The organism is Paenibacillus sp. FSL M8-0228 (genome assembly GCF_038007385.1).
Classification (GTDB): domain Bacteria; phylum Bacillota; class Bacilli; order Paenibacillales; family Paenibacillaceae; genus Paenibacillus; species Paenibacillus polymyxa_D.
In genome coordinates, this window is record NZ_JBBOXA010000001.1 from 4,649,998 (window position 1) to 4,668,725 (window position 18,728).

General features: G+C 45.8%; 20 protein-coding genes and 1 pseudogene. 9 read left to right on the plus strand and 12 right to left on the minus strand.

Annotated elements, in window-relative coordinates; all coding sequences use genetic code 11:
- The first annotated feature begins 92 nt into the window (after positions 1-92).
- Entirely contained in the window at positions 93-1,097 is a 1,005-nt protein-coding gene (locus MKY98_RS20995) for an NAD(P)/FAD-dependent oxidoreductase (RefSeq protein ID WP_069012621.1), read from the plus strand.
- Between the two features lie 160 nt (positions 1,098-1,257).
- Here the strand turns inward: MKY98_RS20995 and MKY98_RS21000 are convergent, their stop codons facing one another.
- Positions 1,258-1,401 (minus strand): sporulation histidine kinase inhibitor Sda, encoded by a 144-nt coding sequence (locus MKY98_RS21000; RefSeq protein WP_023990158.1) that lies wholly within the window; start codon positions 1,399-1,401, stop codon positions 1,258-1,260.
- A gap of 282 nt (positions 1,402-1,683) precedes the next feature.
- Positions 1,684-2,340, minus strand: a complete 657-nt coding sequence (locus MKY98_RS21005) for a YheC/YheD family protein (protein WP_069012620.1) — start codon at positions 2,338-2,340, stop codon at positions 1,684-1,686.
- A gap of 217 nt (positions 2,341-2,557) precedes the next feature.
- Here MKY98_RS21005 and MKY98_RS21010 point away from each other — a divergent pair, with 217 nt between their 5' ends.
- Positions 2,558-4,093 carry a Ppx/GppA phosphatase family protein gene (locus tag MKY98_RS21010; protein WP_069012619.1) on the plus strand — a complete coding sequence of 512 codons (1,536 nt, stop codon included), beginning with the start codon at positions 2,558-2,560 and terminating at the stop codon, positions 4,091-4,093.
- Here MKY98_RS21010 and ppk1 read toward each other — a convergent pair.
- Positions 4,053-6,161: a polyphosphate kinase 1 gene (ppk1, locus tag MKY98_RS21015; protein WP_069012618.1), complete on the minus strand. Its 2,109-nt coding sequence runs from the start codon at positions 6,159-6,161 to the stop codon at positions 4,053-4,055. The two genes, MKY98_RS21010 and ppk1, sit on opposite strands and share 41 nt — an antisense overlap.
- Positions 6,162-6,468: 307 nt before the next feature.
- Here ppk1 and MKY98_RS21020 point away from each other — a divergent pair, with 307 nt between their 5' ends.
- From MKY98_RS21020 to MKY98_RS21030, 3 genes are all read left to right on the plus strand, one after another.
- Positions 6,469-6,714 (plus strand): hypothetical protein, encoded by a 246-nt coding sequence (locus MKY98_RS21020; protein WP_029518236.1) that lies wholly within the window; start codon positions 6,469-6,471, stop codon positions 6,712-6,714.
- A 201-nt stretch (positions 6,715-6,915) separates the two neighbouring features.
- Complete coding sequence (locus MKY98_RS21025) at positions 6,916-7,578, plus strand: futalosine hydrolase (RefSeq protein WP_069012617.1); 663 nt, start codon at positions 6,916-6,918, stop codon at positions 7,576-7,578.
- Positions 7,579-8,436: a 1,4-dihydroxy-6-naphthoate synthase gene (locus MKY98_RS21030; protein ID WP_029518234.1), complete on the plus strand. Its 858-nt coding sequence runs from the start codon at positions 7,579-7,581 to the stop codon at positions 8,434-8,436. It abuts the gene before it with no gap.
- A 156-nt stretch (positions 8,437-8,592) separates the two neighbouring features.
- Here the strand turns inward: MKY98_RS21030 and MKY98_RS21035 are convergent, their stop codons facing one another.
- The 5 genes from MKY98_RS21035 to MKY98_RS21055 all read right to left on the minus strand — a co-directional run bounded on the left by MKY98_RS21035 (position 8,593) and on the right by MKY98_RS21055 (position 11,548).
- Positions 8,593-8,913 carry a hypothetical protein gene (locus MKY98_RS21035; RefSeq protein ID WP_023990165.1) on the minus strand — a complete coding sequence of 107 codons (321 nt, stop codon included), beginning with the start codon at positions 8,911-8,913 and terminating at the stop codon, positions 8,593-8,595.
- Between the two features lie 313 nt (positions 8,914-9,226).
- Entirely contained in the window at positions 9,227-9,517 is a 291-nt protein-coding gene (locus tag MKY98_RS21040; protein WP_069012616.1) for a hypothetical protein, read from the minus strand.
- An 18-nt stretch (positions 9,518-9,535) separates the two neighbouring features.
- A complete protein-coding gene (locus tag MKY98_RS21045; protein WP_039272696.1) occupies positions 9,536-9,862 on the minus strand; it encodes a hypothetical protein in 327 nt (108 codons plus the stop codon).
- A 57-nt stretch (positions 9,863-9,919) separates the two neighbouring features.
- Complete coding sequence (locus MKY98_RS21050; RefSeq protein WP_069012615.1) at positions 9,920-10,534, minus strand: hypothetical protein; 615 nt, start codon at positions 10,532-10,534, stop codon at positions 9,920-9,922.
- Positions 10,535-10,618: 84 nt separating this feature from the next.
- Positions 10,619-11,548, minus strand: coding sequence for a DMT family transporter (locus tag MKY98_RS21055; RefSeq protein ID WP_069012614.1), 930 nt, complete (start codon positions 11,546-11,548; stop codon positions 10,619-10,621).
- A gap of 149 nt (positions 11,549-11,697) precedes the next feature.
- On the opposite strand from MKY98_RS21055, the gene MKY98_RS21060 reads away from it, so the two are divergent.
- The gene (locus tag MKY98_RS21060) at positions 11,698-12,576 is read left to right on the plus strand and encodes a LysR family transcriptional regulator (RefSeq protein WP_029518230.1); all 879 of its coding nucleotides are present in this window, start codon (positions 11,698-11,700) and stop codon (positions 12,574-12,576) included.
- A gap of 193 nt (positions 12,577-12,769) precedes the next feature.
- Positions 12,770-13,477: a DUF421 domain-containing protein gene (locus tag MKY98_RS21065; protein ID WP_069012613.1), complete on the plus strand. Its 708-nt coding sequence runs from the start codon at positions 12,770-12,772 to the stop codon at positions 13,475-13,477.
- A gap of 20 nt (positions 13,478-13,497) precedes the next feature.
- Here MKY98_RS21065 and MKY98_RS21070 read toward each other — a convergent pair whose 3' ends face one another.
- The 3 genes and pseudogenes from MKY98_RS21070 to MKY98_RS21080 form a co-directional block, all read right to left on the minus strand.
- On the minus strand, positions 13,498-13,941 hold the full coding sequence (locus MKY98_RS21070) for a ferritin-like domain-containing protein (RefSeq protein ID WP_069012664.1): 444 nt from the start codon (positions 13,939-13,941) through the stop codon (positions 13,498-13,500).
- Between the two features lie 134 nt (positions 13,942-14,075).
- Positions 14,076-15,650: a sigma-70 family RNA polymerase sigma factor gene (locus MKY98_RS21075; protein WP_069012612.1), complete on the minus strand. Its 1,575-nt coding sequence runs from the start codon at positions 15,648-15,650 to the stop codon at positions 14,076-14,078.
- A gap of 94 nt (positions 15,651-15,744) precedes the next feature.
- Positions 15,745-16,110, minus strand: a pseudogene (locus tag MKY98_RS21080) (hypothetical protein).
- Positions 16,111-16,371: 261 nt separating this feature from the next.
- Between MKY98_RS21080 and MKY98_RS21085 the strand changes: the two are divergent.
- Positions 16,372-16,572: a hypothetical protein gene (locus tag MKY98_RS21085; protein ID WP_029518226.1), complete on the plus strand. Its 201-nt coding sequence runs from the start codon at positions 16,372-16,374 to the stop codon at positions 16,570-16,572.
- A gap of 149 nt (positions 16,573-16,721) precedes the next feature.
- Here the strand turns inward: MKY98_RS21085 and MKY98_RS21090 are convergent, their stop codons facing one another.
- On the minus strand, positions 16,722-17,081 hold the full coding sequence (locus MKY98_RS21090) for a HesB/IscA family protein (protein WP_013311832.1): 360 nt from the start codon (positions 17,079-17,081) through the stop codon (positions 16,722-16,724).
- Positions 17,082-17,452: 371 nt separating this feature from the next.
- Between MKY98_RS21090 and mqnE the strand changes: the two genes are divergently transcribed.
- The gene (gene mqnE / locus MKY98_RS21095) at positions 17,453-18,559 is read left to right on the plus strand and encodes an aminofutalosine synthase MqnE (protein WP_029518225.1); all 1,107 of its coding nucleotides are present in this window, start codon (positions 17,453-17,455) and stop codon (positions 18,557-18,559) included.
- Positions 18,560-18,728 lie beyond the last annotated feature (169 nt).

Genomic DNA, 18,728 nt, shown 5'->3' on the forward strand with positions numbered 1-18,728 from the left:
GTGAATCATGCGTTCGGCGGCTATCTGAACCTCTATGCGGCTGATTCAATATTTACAAATCCCATACTATCCCTTTCGGAGGTGTTTTTAGAGTGACAACTCAATCCACAGGTGCGGAGATCCGCGATCTGATCATTATTGGAGGCGGTCCAGCCGGTATTTTCGCCGCTTTTTACGGAGGAATGCGTCAGGCATCCGTCACCTTAATTGAAAGTATGCCCCAACTGGGCGGCCAGCTTGCAGCCCTTTATCCTGAAAAATATATTTATGACGTTGCTGGCTTTCCTAAAGTAACTGCACAGGAACTGGTCAACAATTTGGTTCAACAAATGAACCACTTTAATCCAGAAGTGCAGCTAGAAGAGAAAGTCGTATCGTTAGAGAAAAAAGAAGAACGCCACTTCATCGTAAAAACAGACAAAGGTGGCGAGTATCATGGTAAGGCGGTTATTATTACCGCTGGTGTTGGTGCTTTCGAGCCGCGCAGACTGGAGCTTCCAGGTGCCGAACGTTTTGAAAAAACGAACCTGCATTACTTTGTTAGCGACCTGAGCAAATTTGCAGGCCGAAAAGTGCTAATCAGCGGTGGCGGTGACTCTGCCGTAGACTGGGCACTCATGCTGGAACCAATTGCAGAACAGGTTACATTGATTCACCGCCGCGACAAATTCCGTGCGCATGAACACAGTGTCGAAAACCTCCTCGCATCCAAAGTAAATGTTATTACACCAACGGAAATTACAGAATTGCATGGAGAAGACACGATTACGAAAGTCACTCTTGCTCATGTAAAAACCAAAGAAACACAGGAAATCGAAGTGGACGATGTGATCGTTAACTTTGGATTTGTATCCACACTTGGCCCGATTGCTGAATGGGGAATTGAAATCGAAAGTAATTCCATCGTGGTCGATTCTCGCCAGGAAACCAATATTTCCGGCATTTTCGCCGCAGGGGATATTACAACCTATCCAGGCAAGCTCAAGCTGATTGCGGTCGGCTTTGGTGAAGCCCCTACGGCAGTCAACAACGCCAAGGTCTATGTAGATCCAGATGCCAAGTTGTCTCCTGGTCACAGCAGTAACATGAAAATGTAGTTTAGTTTAGACTATGACAAAAAAGGGTATTTTACTCCAAATTTGAATGTTTGGAGTGAAATACCCTTTTTTACGGTGTGCCTATTCGTTGCAGTGATTGTCCGTAAAGCCATTCGAACCCTGAATGACTTTACAGTCGCAGTACGAGAGCTTGTCCGGTCTAATGAAGGACTACGGCTGTATTCATCTCTAACTTTCTTTTGTGAATCTCAGCCAGCAACAGTGCAATGAAGTCACATTCAAGTTTAAGCTCGATTGCCATCTGATAGGAATCCAAAAGCATTTCATCCGTCAGCATAGCCATCCTCGACACAACCTTTCCTTTTATTTCAAAATCTATTCTATCAAAATACCAAAATCGGAACAAGCGTTCTGTTATCCACAGTCAATTGTGGAAATCCTGTGTATAAATTGTTGGTAAGTGTCGTTAACCCATATATGTGACAGGGGATAATGTGGACAATATTTATACACAGAATTTTTACGCTTGAACACACAAAAAATATTTTTATTATTTATACAAATATATTATATTTAGCGTCTTGTTAATAGATTAAATTGGGATTTTATTGAAGAAAACAGAAATTTATTGAGGTCTTGTATTAACCTCTAAGATCCATACCCTTCCATTCTGATCAAGCCCGTAATCAAATCCTAGTTGTCCAATCCCAGGAAACCTTTTTTCCAGCACAGGAATACAGCGCTGTGTAAGTTCAATGATCTCTCGCCGCTTCTGAGCAGCAAGCCGTCGGGGATATATCATCCGAAGCGCCTCTGTTCCCTTCAGCAAAGTTCCCCCTTTGCACAGATTCGTAATGACCAGCCCAGGCCGAGCATGACGCGCAACCACCGCACGAAAATCCCATCGCTGCCCTTCCTTCACGACTTTGACTCGATAGTCGACAGGTCTACCTTGAATACTTGCTAGTTGGATGCCTTGTTGAATGAGATATGGACGTTGGATTCGGAGCTTATTGATTCCGATTACAAGCGCTCTAAAATGACTGAACCGGTGCATGTGCTCCATCCGAGTACAGGTGTATCCCCTACGCTCCTTTGCCACACGCATGACTCCGATTCCTCCACCTCCTTTCACAGGTTTTATAAATACAAAAGCATGCCGCCGCAGCATCATGCGCAATTGTTCTTCACTATATAGACAGGTTTCCGGTATATAAACGGCGGTATATGGATGGTGGAGCAGCGCCTTCGTCTTTAGCCATTTGCTTGCAAGTTGTCTCATGTAACCCTCTCCTTTCGCCGTCAGTTATACTTATACATACTCAACAGGAATGTGCTATTCTTGGATGATTGTCCGCGGCATGTGTCTATTTCGACAAGATCATAGCAAACGGTAGCATGCACCGAACATCACTGGTACAATGACAATAATCTACTACCATTTGCACGGAGCAGCGGAAATTACCGGCAAATCGTTTTTTCAACAAGGAGGGCAACTCATGAATAGCAAAATTGGCATCATGGACATTGGCTCAAACTCCATACGTCTGGTGATCTATGAAATGACAGAGACAGGAGCCTATCGCATTGTGCAGGAATGCAAAGAAGCTGCCCGACTGAGCGAAAAGGTTGGGGCCAACGGTCGTATGGAACGGGAGGCGATTCGAAGCATCGCTCCATTGCTGCGCCAATTTATGGCGGTATGTCATATGCACGGGGTTGTCCGTATGCGTGCAGCAGCAACAGCAGCCATCCGCAATGCCACAAATTCGGACGAAATCGTCCAATGGATCGCGGAGGAGACAAATTTAACACTGGAAATACTGAGCGGAGAGCAAGAAGGCTATGCCGGTTTTCTGGGCGTAGTGAACACTATGAATGTGAGTGATGGAATCATCATTGACATCGGGGGTGGCAGTACCGAAATTACGCTGTTCCGCGATCGAAAGCGACTGCATACGGTGTCATTTCCCTTTGGCGCCGTCAATATGAACTGGCGCTTTGGACGTGAGGTCAAGAATGGCGAATGGTCTCCTCAGCAGATTGAGGAAATGGAGAGCTTTGTCCGTTCTTCACTGCAAAATCATGATTGGATCTTCTCCAATCCGGATCTGCCATTCATCGGGCTAGGTGGGACCCTGCGTACTTTGGCTAAAATCAATCAGAAGCGGCAGGATTACTCACTTCCTGTGACGCACCATTACGAAATGACAATAGAAGATGTCGATTACTTCTATGGCAGTCTGCCCCATCTTCCCTATGAAAAACGCAAAAAAACAGCCGGCCTGTCCAAGGACAGAGCCGACATCATTGTACCGGGGCTTATTATATTGAAAACGATATTTGAAGCTGCTCAAGGCTCCGCGTATCTGGTCAGTGGAGCGGGTCTGCGAGACGGGCTATTTCATGAGCTGGTCAACGCGGAACAGCCCGTGGTAGCTAATCCGCTTATCACATCCATTCGCAATATCCTTTCGTTTGCTGTCCCGGTTAGCGAAGCGCATGTCAAGCGGGTTAACGAGTACGCCGTCCGGCTCTATGACACATTAGCTAGCGGAACCTCAGCTGCTATAGACAAACGCTTGTTACTGACCGCGGCAACTCTTTACAAAACGGGGGCTGCCTTGAATTACTATCATTTCCGGCAGAATTCCGTGTTCTGGATCTTACATGCAGGCATTGGCGGTTTATCCCATAGGGAAACGGTGCTAGCCGCGTTGATCGCGGATTACCATCCCAAGAACCGGACCCCTCGTTTGCTACGCACACATGCGGATATTTTGGAGCCTTCCGACGAAGAACGTGTACATCGGCTCGGCTCACTGCTCCAGCTCGCGATTGGCATGGACCGGAGTGAGTCCGGAATGATCACCAGCATCCATCCCACTACAGGGGATGATGCACTGCATCTTCGCCTGGAAAGCAAGAGTGAACCCATACTAGAACAACGGGAGCTAGAATCCGTTGCTAAGGATTTCCAAAAAGCGTGGAACCTTACATTGTCGTGGTCCATTCTACCTTCTTCCAATTTCTAACCTTCATCGCTTCAGATTGGCTCCTGATGGGAGCCTCTTTGTCGTTTCTGGACACAAATTGATAGCTGCCGTTAGGCAAAAGCTGGCGTGCCTTCACATTATCTTTTAAGGATAAATGCAGAATATCTGCCAGCATTTCTTTGATCCCGTCATCATAAATTGGGCACATCAGTTCAATTCGGCGGGTCAAATTGCGAGTCATCCAATCCGCACTGGACAGAAATAACTCGGAATTCCCTCCATTTTCAAAATAAAACAATCTGGAATGCTCCAGGAAGCGGTCCACAATACTGATGACACGTATGTTCTCGCTGAATCCTTCCACACCGGGACGCAAACAACAAACCCCTCTAATGATAAGATCAATCTTCACACCTGCTTGGGAAGCCGCATATAGTTCATCGATCATCTCCTGATTGGATAAGGAGTTGATCTTGGCAATAATCCGGGCGGGCTTACCTGCCAATGCTTGCTCTGCTTCCCTACGGATGAGTTCAAACAGCTTGTTCTTCATTCCCGTTGGAGCCACCGTAAAAGCTTGCAAAGTCTTGAGCGCAGAAAATCCCGTGATTTCATTAAACAGTTCGGAGGCATCCTCGCCAAGTACTGGATCTGACGTAAACAATCCGATATCCGTATACACGCGCGCCGTGCTTTCATTATAATTGCCTGTACCTACATGCACATATCGTTTTAGTGCATTGCGCTCATGGCGTATGACAAGAATGATTTTGGCGTGCGTCTTCAAGCCAACCAACCCATACACTACGTGACAGCCTGCTTTTTCAAGCGTACGCGCCCAGGCAATATTACGTTCCTCGTCAAAACGGGCTTTCAGCTCCACCACCACTGTTACCTGCTTGCCCGATTCGGCCGCACGTGCCAATGCCGGAATCAGCTTCGATTCCCCATTAACACGGTACAGGGTCATTTTGATTGCCATCACATCCGGGTCCTCTGATGCCTCAATGATAAAATCAGTTACCGCATCGAATGATTCATACGGGTGGTACACGAGCACGTCCCGTTTGCGAAGTACGTTGAAAATATCCTCTTGCGGGGGCAGTTCTTCCGGATACAGTGGTTTGATTGCCGGAAATTTCAAATGTGAATACCCCTCCAAATGATCGGCAAAAGACGACAAAAATGTCAGATCCAACGGCCCGTCCACCTCAAACACATGGTCGAACAGCTTGAATTCGCGTTGAAGCTCCATCAGGGCATAGGGATGAATCCCTTTTTCTACTTCCAGTCTTACTGGCGCGCCCCGTCGTCTTCGACGCAGCTCTTTTTCAATCTCTTCGAGCAAATCTTCGATTTCTTCTTCATTAATGGATAAATCAGAGTTACGTGTCACACGAAAGGCATGAACGGCCTCTGGGACATACCCGGTGAACAGCGTTTGGATATGATGCTTGATCAGTTCCTCAATTAAAATAAATGATTTCTTCTTGCTATTGGAACGTAACGGCACTGTAACCACACGTGGAATATTCGAAGGCACCTGCACAATGGCAAAAAGCGGTTTATCCTCCTCCGTATCCCCCGGACGTCTCAAAACGACCGCTAAATATACGTATTTATTGTGAACGAGTGGAAAAGGACGGCTCTGATCGACCGCCATCGGCGTGAGCACCGGAAATATAATTTCATGAAAATATGCATCCAGCGACTTGCGCTGTGTCGTGTTCAAGTCTTCATATTCGAGCAGTAAAAGACCTTTTTTCGTCAAGAGGCGAGAAATATCACGATAGGTCCGGTATTGTTCCGATACCATCGAGACAGTACGCTTGATCAGGCGTTTGTACAAACCGGAGGGGGTATATCCCGTAAAATCCTTTTGCATAAAACCCGCCTTGATTTTCTCGCGCGTCTCTGCAACACGAACAGCCATAAACTCATCCAAATTGCTAGATACAATCGCCAAAAATTTGGCTCTCTCCAGCAACGGTGTATCTGCATCCTGAGCTTCCTGAAGCACACGGCGATTAAATTCAATCCAGCTTAAATCTCGGTTAAAGTAACGTTCTGACCCGGCTTTATCCTTATTCTGACTCTCTATCAACATATGGCCTCCATCAATTCATGCAGTATAGTTACCCTTTATTGTACTATTAGATGAAACGCACTAGCATCACAGCAGTGTAAACGCAATGTAAAATGTGTGTAAACACAAACTGGATATTTGAAAAGGTCATTCGGATGCTTTACAAAAATAGCATTAAGCGGTACAGTGTTTACGTCTGTTTCATAGAGTAGATTGAAGAACCGTTTCTCTTTCAGCTGTTTATGTTCGTTATGATGTGTAGTAACCACTTAGAAGCCACGTTCAATTGCTGATTTTCAAATGGCATGATATAGGGAGGATTTACGTTATGGAACCCAAGAAAACGCCACGCGTACTGCAAAAAAACATCGAATTTTTCACCGCAGCGCTGTCTCAACACCTCGTTACGGTCTGGCAAGAGGACCCTACAGGTGTATACTGTGAGATTGGCTGTGGATATATCGAGTTATTCAGTAGCGAGATGATTCGGGTGCGCAATCAAGATGGAACCCCAAGCCATTATGACCGCAATATTACCATGTTTCAGCTAATCACAAAGGATCAGCCGATATAATTATTATATGCTATGCCTGCGCTGTTCTTCCAGATTAGAATTGCTTTATGTTTACAACTACCGATTTTCATATCTGCTGAATCTTGCAGTTTTTTCAAAAAGCGCCTCAGAGCGCTTTTTTTGTCGACCTTTTTTGAACATCGTTTCGAAAAGCAGTATGATAAGGGAGCATATTACCTAAATTTAAAGGGGAATCAACCGATGGAGCATACAACATCAGATGAGCGCATCCTGGTTATGACCGCGGTTGAAGGCGAACGGGAAGCTGTACTGCGGGGCCTGAAAGGCGACACCCGTTTTGTGGTCGAGCTAGCTGGCGTGGGCGCACCGTCCGCGGCGGCTTCAACCGCGCTAGCACTGGCGGCGGCTGGTGACTACCGTCTGGTCATCAGCGCCGGAATTGGTGGCGGCTTCGCGGAGGTCGCTGCATTGGAGAGCGTCGTTGTTGCTGACGCGATCATTGCCGCCGACCTGGGGGCCGAGACGGCAGAGGGCTTCAGCAGCGTGGACGAGCTGGGGTTCGGCTCAAGCAAAATTGCCGTGAACGTTGCCACCGCGCAGCGATTGGTTCAGGCGTTGCGTGCCGCCGGACAGACGGCTGTCGCGGGGCCGATCCTGACCGTCTCTACGGCCACCGGTACGGCGGCAACAGCGGAACGGCTGGCCAAACGCGTTCCTGGAGCTGCTGCCGAAGCGATGGAAGGCTACGGCGTGGCCGTGGCGGCAAATAGGCTAGAACTGCCGACGATGGAAATCCGCACGATTTCCAATGCTGTCGGTCCACGTGACCGTGCAGCCTGGCGAATCAAAGAGGCTTTGCAAGCATTGGAAGCCGCATTTTCTACATTAACGGAGGTTATATAGATGCAAATTGCTTTTTCACCTTGTCCCAACGACACTTTTGTCTTCCATGCCCTGGCGCATGGTTTGATTCCGGGCGCACCCGCGCTGGACATTACATTCGCCGATATCGACATCACCAACAATCTGGCGATCACACCAGACGGACTGGATATCATGAAAATTTCGTATGCTGCACTCCCTTGGGTACTGGATGAATATGCCCTGCTGCCTTGTGGGGGCGCACTGGGCCGGGGTTGTGGGCCACTCGTGCTGACCAAGGAAGGTTCCACCGTCAAAGGCCCGGAAGCCCTGTCCGGCAAGCGTGTAGCCGTTCCGAGTGAACGTTCCACTGCCTATCTGCTGTTCCGCCTGTGGGCGGCCAAGCATGTGCCTGGGGGTGTCGGCGAGATCGTCGTGATGCCGTTCGACCAAATTATGCCTGCTGTCCGTGACGGGAAGATAGATGCCGGACTAGTTATTCATGAAGCACGGTTCACGTATCCGTCCTACGGGCTTAGTAAGCAAGTCGATCTGGGGAACTGGTGGGAAGAAGATACAGGACTGCCGATCCCGCTCGGAGCTATTATTGCCCGCCGTACGCTGGATCTGGATGCGATCACAAACTGGATACGCGCCTCTGTCGAATACGCTTGGCAGCATCCAGAAGCTTCGCGTGAATATGTATTGTCTCATGCGCAGGAGCTTTCACCTGATGTCGCCCAATCGCATATCGACCTGTACGTTAACGATTTTACCGCCAATCTGGGCGACAGTGGATATGCCGCCATCGAAGCTTTGCTCGGTCGTGCCGCGCAGGAAGGGCTGGTACCTTCGTTTGATTTAGCCCAACTGCGCCCTACATCCACAACAATACGTTAAAAGGGAGAGACATGCCTTGCATGTTTTCCTACTGAATAGAGTAGTTTAAACATATAAAACCTCCCGAACGAGCACATGGCCTAGCCATGCGCCCCATTCGGGAGGTTTTATCATTTCATATGGCGAATCTTCATTCGACTCGCTTGATCCCTATACTTAGTTCTGTTCCTGCTCCACAACCTCGGTCTTAAATACGTTATCCAGTTTGGTACCCAATCTTTTGACCAGCGGCACCTTGATATCCCGGCTCAGCTCCTTGAAAAAAGCGTCCATGTCACAATTAATCTTATCCAACACGACCTTCACGGTACCCTCCTCCAAGATCTGCTCATTCAGATCCTCCGGTACGGTAACCGAGATATCATACTTCTTGCTTAACGTTTTAATGTAGCGGGTAAAGATTTCGATAAGCTCCTCATTGTTGAACTTCTCAACTGCAACTTGCCCTTTGTTGGTAAATTTCAAATTCACTCTCACGTTAGCATTTCCCCTTTTCCTTTTGACCATTTATTTTGGATAAACGTTGAACCTTTCAGAGGCTCTTCAAAGAAAGGGCCTTACCGGTCGTTTTAGACTCTTGTCCTTTGATATACTAAGTATAACACATTAAGGCCGTTTTCATTTCCCAACTTGTCGTTTTATGATAAAAAATGATAAAATTTGCGCATTTTCAGCATAAATTCTTTCTTTTCATGCCAATCATTAGGAATACCCCCTACACAAATACACAAAAAAACGCCTATCTCGCAAAAGAAAGACGTTTCCGTATAGATGCCTAAGTGGTATGCATTTACAGAGGTTTCGTACATTCCCAACCATGTGAACGATACTCACGCACAGCGTCTCGTATATCCTCAATATCATCAGTATGCAGCAAAACGGCAGGTAGAATAACCCAATATTCATTCTCCGCTAGATCAATAAATACGTCCTCGACATCGTAATATTGCATATCGCCAAATGCCGTGTCCCTGATCTTCTGTCCAACTAAAGGTGTAAACGGAGAATCAAATGTTTTCATCACCTTCGTATATTCCTTCACGCCCGTTGCCGAGATTTGCTGTGAAATAATGACGCTCAATGCTGTTACCTCCCTGACCTAATAATGCTCATTATACCCTTCTCTCAGACCCTCTACAAAACCTTGCGTAAAAAAAATCATAAAAATCAATAGACCGATGCCAATAGCAACGGAGCTGATTACAATAATGAAGATGCCCTGCGTGTTTCTTTGTTCCATTCGTTTCGTCAAAATTCCAAAAACCAAACCTAAGACACCCAACAATCCTCCAAAGACAAAAAAACTAAATATGAACCCCAAACCTGCAAAAATCCAGCCAAAGAAAGCGAGCAGCCATCCCTGCTGCTGCGGCTCGCTCTGTTTCATCTGCCAACGTTCCCTCGCTGTAGGTGTATATCTGTCCATTCCTTAACTCCCCCGCTTCATCTGCAAAACCCAACATCGGAATACATTAGGTTCCTCCTACTGCTGACCGGTGAGTTTAAAAGTGCCGCCTTCCCGCTTCCCAAGCGGATAATTTTGAACCGTCATTTCCACCCTCGTATTCTTATCCCATACCGGAAGCTTGTCAGATGTACCGTACTCTTTCATAGCTATGTTTATGACTTCCTCCGCCTTCTTCGTCAATGCAGCTGAGGACATATTATATTTACCATAACCTTGATAAGCACCGCCAAAACCAAGATTAGGTTGATTGTTCACATTCAGTAGCACACCCTTCAACGTGCCATCCTCTGTTACATCAAAAGTCACTTTTTCCAATACAAAATCATCGGTAACGACAGATGTCTGCTCTAACATATGCGTTATGGCTGACAGGTTAGCTGTTAATCTAACTCGTCCCAGTAGCGCCTCTGTATCGTTGTGTTGCTTCGTTAACGCTTGTGTTGTTTTATTTAGTGAAGCGTTCGCACTAGTTAAAGTATTGACCTTCGTATTCAGATTATAATTCCACACCGCCAAGGCTATACATCCTAGTACAGCTACTCCTGAAATGACTGTTGCTACAACTGCGAGCTTACGAACAGAATGTGCTTGCGGCTCCACAGACTGAGCATGACTGCTTAATTCTCCCATACCAAACTTCCTCTCTACTTATATAGTCATATTTTACTATTCCCTCCTCTGATAATCTAGTATATTTTTCCTAATTCCATATTTCTATGCATTTGTACAGGAATTCGTTTCATCAGCCCTGGAGTTTCGGTTCTTTCGTTTTCTAGGAGATGCTGTATTTACCAGATACACACTGCCTGCAATCAGCACCAGCCCCACAACAAACGTCAAAGTAAGCGATTCCTTGAGCATTACCATACTAAAGACTGTGGACAACACCGGAATCATAAACGTATATGAGCCGACGGTTCCTGCATCTCCATTGTCGATCAGTTTAAAATAAATTATCCAGCCCATCGCAATCACGAATATCGAAATAAACAATAGAATTGCGATAAAGGAGGTCGTCCAGTGAATATCGCTCCATTTCTCGGTCGTAAATCCAATCCCATTGAGTATAATCCCTCCCAATACGAGCTGCATCGTCACCGCCCAAATGGAGTCCAGCTGCTGACTTTTTTTCTTCATATAAATCGTTCCGAGCGCCCAGCACAATCCTGAAGCTAGCCCCAACACAATACCCAGTACCGATAAATGCCCTGCCATTCCACCAGAGCTAATCACGATCACCCCGCCAAAACCCAGTACCAGTCCAATGACCTTCAGGGGAAACATGCGCTCCCCTAACCACATCCAGGAGAATAATCCCAACAGGATCGGCTGAAGGAATACTAAAGTGGAAAATAACCCAGCAGGCAAATAACGCAGCCCTACCGTCTGCAAGCCATAGTAGCCTGCAATATTAAATATGGACAGCACAAGATAAGTCCACGCATTTTGTCTAAAACGCAAGGTTTCCCGGTGACGTATAGCGAACAATAGCAGAATCACACCACCCAGCAGGGTACGGATTCCTGAAAAAAATATCGGCGGCGTATCTGGCAAAGCCAGCTTGGTCAACGGCCAGTTGATCCCCCATACCATCACTAATATCAAGACAAGCCACAACGTAGCTTTAGGTGTTAATTTTTTCATAGATGTCTTCTCTCCCTTAGATTTTTCATCGCTCATTGCTACCGACTAAAATCTGAATAGCCGTTTGCAAAGTTTTGCTTTACTAGCGTATACTGTGGTCACTAATAAATAAAATGAATGTTTTCAATAAGGGAGATAACTTTTCACTTATGACCATTACTCAGATTATGATCTTCGTTCGTGTAGCTGAAACGCTAAACTTCACCCAAACTGCCCATGAGCTGCATATGACGCAGCCCGCGGTCAGCCATGCCATCGCCAGCATCGAAAACGAGCTGGGTGTCCAGCTATTGCTGCGCGACCGAAAAAAAGGAGTGCTGCTGACAAATATCGGGCACAAGGTACTGCTGCAATTCCGTATGATGCTGCAAAGCATGGAAAAGGTACAGCAGCAGGTGGCTGCTGAAAAAGGTCTAGACGTGGGCACGATCACGATCGGTGCCTTTCCTTCTGCCTCAGCCTATTTTCTGCCCCCGATTATTCATCATATTCGTCAGCATTATCCGAACCTTGTTTTCGATCTACATGAAGGCTCCACGAATGAAGTCAAGGAGTGGGTGCATACCAGAGAAATCGAAGTCGGTATCATCCTGTTACCAGACCCTCAGGTAGATATCATCCCATTATGTCAGGATGACATGGTTATTCTCCTGCCAGACGGTCACCCTCTACAATCGCACAATAAAATTGCCATCCGTGACTTGAATGAGCAGGATATGATCTTTTGTAAAGGTGGACATGAGGTCGCCATTATGGAAGGTTTTGAACGCGAACAAAGTCAGTTGCAGGCACAATTCATTACTCACAATGTCAGCACCTTGGTCAGCATGGTTCGACAAGGACTGGGTATGGGCATTGTTTCTTCACTCGCCTTGTCCACGTTCCCCCATGATCTGACCGTCAAGGAGACTTCACCTCTGATCACACGTCAAATCGGTATCGCTGTACCATCCCTGCACAATGCTTCTCTGGCTGTACAGTTATTTGTGCGTACTGCGCAGGAGCTGTTTACGGATATGAAGCAGTAGAAGCATTGGATTATGAACATAAGGAGGTCTATTCATATGCAGAGAAATCAAATCATTCGACCAAATAGCTAAATTTCTAACCTATAAGCTTATACATCACATATAATGCATTAATTACATTGGTATATTATCCCATCCCAGCGGGTAACCTATATGCTGAATACCTGCAATTTTCAAACTAGGAGGGTTTTGCATGGATCATCTCGTTATTTTGATCAGAAGTTTTTCTGCATTCGTTATCCTCATGCTAATTGGGAGAATATTGGGGAAGCAAACCCTTTCCAATATGAACTTTCACGAATTCGTAACGGCAGTTATATTAGGAGCTATGGCTGCTAATTTTGCATTTAACCAAAAAATAGAAGTTGTCCACCTATTAATAGCCCTGTCTGTTTTTACAATTACTTCTTATGTTTTATCCAAGTTTTTTTTGAAATTCAGAAACTTTAAGATGTGGACAGAGGGAGCACCCACCGTTCTCATAGAAGGAGGGTTCATTCTCGAAGATAACCTAAAAAAAAATAATATGACATTGGATTCTTTAAACCAACAACTTCGCCAGAAAGAAATTTTTAATATAGAAGAAGTGCAGTACGCCCTCCTTGAGATTAACGGAAAACTATCTGTTCAAAAGAAAAAGGAACTGCAAGCCGTGACATTAAAAGACCTGCAGTTGAATGCAGGTAATGCCACACAGTTCCCAATTGAGCTTGTAATCGACGGACAGCTTTTGCATGGCAATTTAAACTCCAATCATATTCCCGAATCATGGCTGCTGTCTCAACTGAAGGCCCGCGACAAAAAGTTAGAGGACGTATTCTATGCCGTTAAAGGCAGCAACGGCCAACTCTATGTGGATGAATATAAGGATAAAATCCAGCATCCAATTGATGTGGAGTAGTATTGACTTTCGGTCAATAGTTACCTGAGATTCAACGTAATCAGATAATTGTATTTGGCAGCGTGCTTAAGCTCATCCAAAATGATACCGTACACCGTGTCCTTATAGATACCGGCAGGCAAACCAAACCAGATGTTGCGATATCGTTCCACCGCACCCAACTCTCCCATCAAGGCGCGCTGTAGACCTTCTGTATAAGATTGCACCCTCTCATATTGCTCACTACTGATGCCTGCAATTTCCTGTCCTGTCAAAGCCCGATACATCTCTCTGAACATTTTATTGTGACCGCGCTCATCATTACGGATGCTTTCAATAATAGCCACCTGCTCTTGTGAGGGTGCCAAATTGATCAATTCATCGTAGAACAACTCATCGTTACGCTCCCCTTGTACCGCTTCCTTTATCATTTGTACTGCTTTCGGAAATCCTGTGTTCCAGATCGGTACAAAATCGGCCCGCATATAGTATGAATTTCCCCAGTAAGAAGGTACTTGATACAAGTTTATTCCTCCTAATGTTAGTTTTTAGAAAGTATATGCGCATCTGCCCATGTCGGTTCCTAACATTAGGAGAATATACTGATGATAGCTATCCTTCAATGTCGGATCAAACCTCCAGCTACATCATCCCAGCGCCAAGAAACCTCATGTCCATGGAGATGCAGCCCCCCAAACCACTCATCGATCCCTTGAACTGCAATGCGGTCCGCTGATCCATTCAGTACCTCTTTACCCAACTCTGTCAGAATTACCTTTCGGTTCAGAAAATCCGGAATTTGTCTGAAATCCAAGCCCGCCTCAATCCCGTCAATGATCAGCAAAGGATGTTCGCCTTGCGCCAAAGCACGAATAAATTTCCAGTATTCGAGATCACCCATGCCAAGCACATGCAGAACGTCAGTTACCTGACGAAACAATTCCAATGCCGTATTCACTTCATTATGAACGGCCTGAAGCGTGGTCTGTTCCACAATGCCAAGACCATTCTGCTCCGAGGGCAGCCGCTTGAGATGCGCTGTGAAAGCTTCATAGGCAAAAGGCAGGCCGGATGCTGCCAATTCTGCCTTCTTGTCTTCCAGCAGATTAGCCATTTGAACAGGATCAGGAGAAGCATACGCCTGCCAAAGCTCGCTTCCGAGTTCCATTTCTTGCCGCCCAATAGTCCGCCAGGTCCCAGATAATGTCTGAAGCTGTGCCGGAGTGAGCTGTCCCAAGCCATGAAAGCGTTCGATTCCCGGAAACTCCCCAATGCAGAGCAAGCTCAGCTTCGTGCGGCCCAGTTTCTGTCTTTTGAACCAGTGGAGCAGATAGGCGAGCATGCTCTGATCAAACAGGTCATGCTCAAACCACAATACGACTTCATCATACTTAATAAACTCACGAAGTTTCTGCTCCTGTTCCTCACAACCCATAATATATTCGCTGGTCGGAATACCCATCGATTCTTCTAGGACCCTGGCCCGCAATGCCCGTTCTTCCGCCCCCGCTGGATTTAAAAATATCGGTCCTGCCGGATATACCTCTCTCCATACAAGCACATCACCCTGTACAACACCCTGCTTCAACATCTCGCCTACAACATCACCGTTAACAATATGTAGCATGTTTTGCCCTCCCTCATACAAATGATTGAACACAGAAACGAGATCAGCTACCGGGAGTGTACCTTTCAGCTTTCGGCGAGCATCGTGCAACCGCTTCTTAAGCGTCGGGACCGGAGTGCCCAGATAATCGGAAATTTCCTGAAGAGAATAGCCGTAAAAATAAAACAGCAGCAGAGGCACGCGCAGCTTGGCAGACAGTGCCTTCACCGATTGTTGCAGAACTTGGCTCTCCTCCCTACGCTCCGCAATTTCTGCTACACCCGGTACTCCTCCCGATATCTGCACAGCCTCATCCAGAGGAAGCACCGAATGATGCTTGCGCCGCAGCATTCGCTGGCACTGTCTTACCACAATGGTCTTGAACCAGCCTGGAAAAGCAGACGGGGTCTGCAGCTTCTCCAGATTCTGATAAGCTTCTATGAGCGCATCCTGCACGGCATCTTCCGCGAGATGAACATCCTTCAGCATGTCATAGGACACCGCATAGGCCATCCCGCGAAAATGCAGCATTAGCTGCCCGAACGCTTCTTCATCCCCCTGCCGTGCCTTTTCAACCCACTCCTTCATACATCCCTAGCCTCTTTTCTCTCGTGTTCTTAGTCTTAAGTGCCAACTCCGTGGAGGAAGGTTACAAATCAGCTAGTTTCTCAACAGAAATATATCATCCTTTATTTTTTACGAGGTTAAGTTCAATATGACTTCGACCATGTAGCCATAGCAGTTCGTCCAGTAAAAACGTCAATCCATCCTTACTACGCAAACGCTCGATCAGTTCTGTAACGACTTCCATAATCCCACGCTGTACATTCTTCGCTAGTTAGAGGCCCCCACTTTCCCCATCCACATAAAGATGTGGATGGTCCGGTTGTTCTACCTTTCTTACATGTCGCAGACACAGTATCCCATGTTCAAGATAAAAGAAATAACTACGATCATACAGAACTCCCTCAAATAATTCATACATATGAGGATCATCATCAGGTCCATATGTCATGGTAGCCCTTTTTAAACTAACTGGATTGTTCATATATTCTTTCACTCCCTCAGAATTTAAATTGTAAGTTCCTATACTGAAATTCTAGTGAAGTAAAACTCTAATTAAAATAATGTGAATTTTTTATTTGATAAGTCCTGAATGTTTGTATGCAATACTGTAATTTATGTATAAGAAGTCGTTCATTAAATACATTCGCAATATGGTATATATACCAAGTTAACTTCTATTTTGTTAATGAGGTACTTATACTATATGTTTTGAATTCTTATAATCAAATTGGAGAGTGATACAATGAATTTTATAAAATCTATTTATACAAAACAAAACGTAAATAGCTCAGTACTCTTTTTTGCATTTTTAGTTTTATATAGTGTTTTTTCTAAGATTGAAATTAAACCCGTAGCTCTTTTGCTTTTTACAGTTGCATTTGCCTTTTTTAATGCCCTGAGTAAATTTGTCCAATCCACACGTAGTGATAATGATCCTAAGTAAGTAATCTCTACATATTAAAAAAGACCTCCAGGACGAATATAGTACGTGACTATACCGTTCTGGAGGTCTTGATTTACATTTTCGAATTGTTAACACCCCATCATGCAGGTTTGCAGACAATTCATTTCATTGTACCCTTTTAAACTACCTTAACAAGGCTCTTCGTTCGGTTTCCCGGCATCTGTAGCTGTACGGAAGCTTGAACCGCAGCCGCATGTAGCTACGGCATTCGGGTTATGAATCGTGAAGCCGCCTGACATTCCAGACTCTTCAAAGTCGATTTCCAGACCGTCCAGGTAGCGGATGCTTTCCTTTTCCACTACAATCTTCATATCCTGTACGTTCATATATATATCCTGATCCGTCTCGTTGTCGTCAAAGCCCATTGCATACGAGAATCCGGTGCAACCACCTGGCGTAACACCCAGACGTAAAAACATATTCGGCGTTTCCTGCTGCTCCAGCATATCCTTCAAACGCTCAGCAGCGGAATCGGTGATGTTAATCATAGCTCCATCCTCCTCTTTTACTTCATGTTCTCCTTCAGTATACTCCACTATTTGCAGGTGCTCAAGTCATGGAATGTCCTTCCCTTACAGGCTTCAAGACCTGTTTTTCTATTCGTTTGTATTGAACACCGGTGGTGTGAGGTTTATAATAGGTGAAGAGTGTGTAAAAGAAACTGTCGGAAATTTGTCATTTCAAAGGCGATATTTTGAGATATTCATCATTGTAGCCTGGCATTGTAACATTTTTCACATATCGTATATCCGCGCTGCCGTATTTTACCGACGGAACGGGACATCCTGTGCGCACTTAGCGCTTGTGTCGCTGATTTGGCGGACAGCCTCGCACAGAGCAACTTGAAGGAGGAATAGGCATGTCCACATTAGTTACACCTTTTACAGACCGCAGAATGGCGGAAATTGTAGAAAAGGTACAGAACGGGATTCGTTTGAACCTCGAAGATGGTATATATTTGTATGAAACTGACGATATCCTCACACTGGGTCAGTTGGCTAACGAAGCTAATTTACGCAAGAACGGAAAAAAGGTTTATTTTATCGAAAACATGAGCCTGTACTTCACCAATGTATGCGAAGCGCGCTGCGCGTTCTGCAATTTCCGCAAGGATCAGGGGGAAGACGGCTCTTATACGTTGTCCGGGCAGGAAATGATTGATTATGTAGAGCAACACATCCATCCGGGGGTAAGAGAATTTCATATCGTCGGTGGTCATAATAATCATGTGCCTTTCCAATACTATGTAGACTCATTGAAGGCGCTGAATGAAAAATATCCCCACGTTACACTGAAAGCCTACACAGCAGCGGAAATTGACTTTTTCACACGCATAAGCGGCTTGAGTATTAAAGAAGTGCTTGAGGAGCTGCAAAAGGCTGGACTTCAATCCCTGACTGGTGGTGGCGCAGAAATCTTGTCCGACGAATATCGCAAGAAGATGCGTGTTACCAAAGCCAACGTGGACCGCTATCTCGAAGTACATCGCACGGCCCACAATCTCGGCATGAAAACTCATACGACTATGCTGTACGGTTCGGTCGAATCGTATCAGGATCGTATTGAACATATGCTGCAAATTCGCGAATTGCAGGACGAAACGAACGGATTTATGGTATTTATTCCACTGTCCATGCAGCCGAAAAGCAAAAACGCCAACATTATGCGTCGTAACTCCGCTTACGAAGATCTCAAAACCATTGCGATCAGCCGCCTGATGCTGGACAATATCGACCATGTCAAAGCTTACTTCATTAATATTGGCCCGCAATTGACGCAGGTCGCTCTCACCTTTGGCGCATCAGACGTCCATGGCACGATTGTGCGCGAGCAGATCAGCCATGCCGCAGGTGCGTTGACCCCTGCCGGATTGACCCGTAAAGAGCTGATCTGGCTGGTCAAAGGTGCAGGACGCATACCTGTAGAACGAGACACCTTCTATAACGAAATCGAAGTTTTCGAATAAATGTAATATCGGATTCAGATTTCCCGCGAGCATATCATCCCCATTACTCACATCATGCAGCATCATGCTGCCCCGGAATACGCTGGTCTGTCTGCCACAGGCAGGCCCGATTCTCGGGTTTTATAACAACAAAAACTTGTGTTAGATCGACGAGACACCAGACCATTTG